At 44.3% G+C, this 3,245-nt stretch carries 2 protein-coding genes; both read left to right on the top strand.

The window, feature by feature from the left end; all coding sequences use genetic code 11:
• The first annotated feature begins 141 nt into the window (after nucleotides 1–141).
• The gene (locus tag C5O24_RS11975; RefSeq protein ID WP_107036598.1) at nucleotides 142–1,755 is read left to right on the top strand and encodes a RagB/SusD family nutrient uptake outer membrane protein; all 1,614 of its coding nucleotides are present in this window, start codon (nucleotides 142–144) and stop codon (nucleotides 1,753–1,755) included.
• Between the two features lie 9 nt (nucleotides 1,756–1,764).
• A complete protein-coding gene (locus C5O24_RS11970) occupies nucleotides 1,765–3,237 on the top strand; it encodes a DUF5114 domain-containing protein (RefSeq protein ID WP_107681890.1) in 1,473 nt (490 codons plus the stop codon).
• Nucleotides 3,238–3,245 lie beyond the last annotated feature (8 nt).

The raw sequence follows: 3,245 nt of genomic DNA, 5'->3' as shown, positions 1-3,245 counted from the left end.
CGGCAATGGTTCAAAATGTGTTCACTGTAACAAAATACAAGGGCGTAGATCCTGAAACTGGCAATGGCGTTGATACAGCTGTCTATCCTCGTCCCCGGACATATTCAGTAACATTCGGCCTCAATTTCTAAAAGTAAGACAATGAAAAAAATAAATATATTAATCGGCTTTTTGCTGGGTTTCGGACTACTGTTGGGCAGTTGTACTGATGACCTTGACCAAATGCCCGTAACAGAAACCACATCAAACGATGTGTATTCTCAACCTGAGAACTACAAGAAAGTCCTCGCAAAAATATATGCCTCTTATGTCCTTGCTGGTCAAGGTCAAGGTGGTGACAATGGAGACCTTACAACAATCAATGGACAGGATTTTTCCCGTGGATATTTCAACCTTCAGGAGGCCGCTACTGATGAAGTGGCAAACACATGGTTGTCTGGCAACAATCTCGTCGATTTGACCTACATAAATTGGAGTTCAAAAGACTCTTGGGTGTCAGACTCTTATTATTGGCTGTTCTTCAACATCACCCTTTGTAATGAATTCCTACGCAATTGTTCAGATGCTGCAATAGCAGACTTTTCAGCTTCCGAACAAGGTGAAATCCGGTCTTATCGCTCTGAAGCACGCTTTATGAGAGCTTTTAGCTACTGGATGGTGCTTGACCTTTATCGGAAAGGTCCAAAAGTTGATGAAAATACACCCGTGACTGGCTTTATTCCCGAAGCGTATGATGGAGTCGGATTATTTGACTTCATTGAAAGCGAACTTAAATCTCTTGTTGCCGAAGGCTCTGATGCCGCACTGCCGGATACTAATGAGTATGGCAGAGCTAGTAAACCTACGGCATGGGCGCTACTTGCAAGGCTTTATCTCAACAGCGCCGTGTACCGTGGTAGCATTGACACTAAATATTATACCGAGTGTATAACTGCGTGCCATAAGGTAATCTCAAATCCGGCTTTTCATCTTGAACCGGATTATGCAAAACTTTTTAATGCTGACAATCACAAACGTACACATGAAATACTGTTTGCTATGGTATGTGATGCAACGACTTCTGTCACATGGGGAGGTGGTACGTATCTCGTGTGTGGTTCATGTGGAAACTCCAGTTCACAAGACCCGGCTAAATATGGTCTGACCAATGGTTGGGGCATGTTCCGCGCCCGTGGCGAAATAGTCGAAAAGTTTGGAGATGTCTCCAATACTCTCGACAGCCGTGCTATGTTCTATACGGATGGACAGGAGCAATACTTTTCCGGACCAATTGACAATCAGTCGGAAGGATATTTTTTCGAGAAATTCTCAAACCTTACCGATGACGGTGTTGCCGCATCAAACTCGGCAGCCACCGGATGTTCTACGGACTATCCCATGATACGTCTTGCAGATGTATATCTCATGGCGGCAGAGGCTTTGCTCCGTGGCGGTTCAGGGATTTCCCGTGGTGAGGCTCTTAATCTCGTGAATCAGGTTCGCCTTCGCGCTTACAACAATAATGAAAGTGGGAAAATCTCAGACTCAGATTTAACGCTGGACTTTATTCTTGATGAACGTGGCCGTGAACTTTATCTTGAATCAGTCCGTAGAACAGACCTTGTACGCTTCGGTAAATTCACATCAGATTCATATATCTGGCAGTGGAAAGGTGGTGTTCTGGATGGTCGCTCGGTTAATGAAAGATACAACATTTACCCCATACCTGACACGGATCTTACCGCAAATCCTAATCTGTCAAATCCACTTTATTGATAACTAATTATGAAACTAAGAAATATATTAAAGACCGCACTGCTGTCGGGTATCACGGCATTTGGCTTTGCTTCATGCGACAGTGATATCGACCCTGTGTATGTCTTGCCCTCCGACGATATGACGTTGGGAGGAGCAACAGGTGACATTATACTTACGCCAGATAATCCGCAGGCTCTGGCAATGACTATTTACTGGAGTGGTGACGGACAACTTGCTCTGAGTGATACTCTTCTTCAGGCTCCGGTGAACGCAGCTGAAGAAACAATCCAACTTTCAACGGATGAACAATTCTCAAGCACTATAGATTTAAGTGTAGAAAAGGGTGTTCGTTCACGCCAATTTTTATGCGAGGAACTTAATTCTCTGCTTGGACGTCTCGGTTACACGGCCGATGAAAAAGCACCTCTTTTCATTCGCGTCCGTTCCGTACTTTCTGCGAATATAAATCCGACTTATTCATCAGTTCTGAAAGTAATGGTTCAATCTTATCGAATTCATTTGATTCTTGGTACAGTGCTTGACAAGGACTGGAATGAGACCGCGATGCAGCTTGCATCACCTGACGAGAATGGAATCTATCAAGGGTTCATGGGCGTAAATGGCTGGACAAATTGGTGGTTCCGAGAGGCGAACAATATCGTATGGGGCAATCTTGGTCAGGAAGGTATGACTTTCCACGCTTCCTCCGCTGACGATCATTGGAATTTCTGGTTTCCCGATCCATCCGGGTGTTATTTTACGACTGTTAATACTGTTGAAGGTTGGTGGAGTGCGCTTCATATCGATAATCTGAGTGTTGCAGGAGATTTAACTGGAGAAATGACATACAATCAGAGAAATAATCAGTGGACTCTACCGATTAATTTACCCTCTGCATCAACGGTATCAATCACTGTAACAGGATATGGTAGCCTTTACAGCAAAGAAACAACCGATATGGGGCCTGCCGTGGAAAAGAACGTTGCCTTCAGTGGGAACAATCAAAATCTCGTTTTCGGAGAAAATGGTTCAACCATAACTTTGGATTTGCCTGCCGGAGAAACAAATCTATTGCTCGACCTATCCAATCCTATGGAGCTGAAAATTGCCGCAGGCAATGTACCGGATGAACCCACTCCTGAAGCAGAACCATACTTGTATTTCTCAGGAGTTGTGGATTGGAATGGCTTTGATGACTACATATCCCTGTATGATGAATCAACCAAGAGCTATGGCGGTGCCCATTGGATTGCATCAGAATGGGGTTACCGTGCATATCCTAAAGCTGAATGGGATGTAGCTTATAAAGGTGCCGAAGGTGCAACCCCACTCTCTGGCAGTTTGATACTCGCTGAGTCAGGTAATGACGGCAACATTCCTCAACCCGAAAACGGACTGTACGTAATGGACTTCAATATGTCAGCCTTGACATATACACTTACTGTATATGTCAAGGCTGACATATTGAAGTCCATTACGTACAGTCCGTTTTCGGGTTGAGGAATGTT

This window comes from Paramuribaculum intestinale (genome assembly GCF_003024925.1).
Classification (GTDB): Bacteria; Bacteroidota; Bacteroidia; order Bacteroidales; family Muribaculaceae; genus Paramuribaculum; species Paramuribaculum intestinale.
The sequence above is the reverse complement of the archived record's forward strand: the minus strand, read 5'-3'. Positions and strand labels throughout refer to the sequence as shown.

Bases quoted from the DNA above. Each gene is read 5' to 3' on its own strand.
- C5O24_RS11975 (WP_107036598.1), top strand. From the start codon at position 142: ATGAAAAAAATAAATATATTAATCGGCTTTTTGCTGGGTTTCGGACTA.
- C5O24_RS11970 (WP_107681890.1), top strand. From the start codon at position 1,765: ATGAAACTAAGAAATATATTAAAGACCGCACTGCTGTCGGGTATCACG.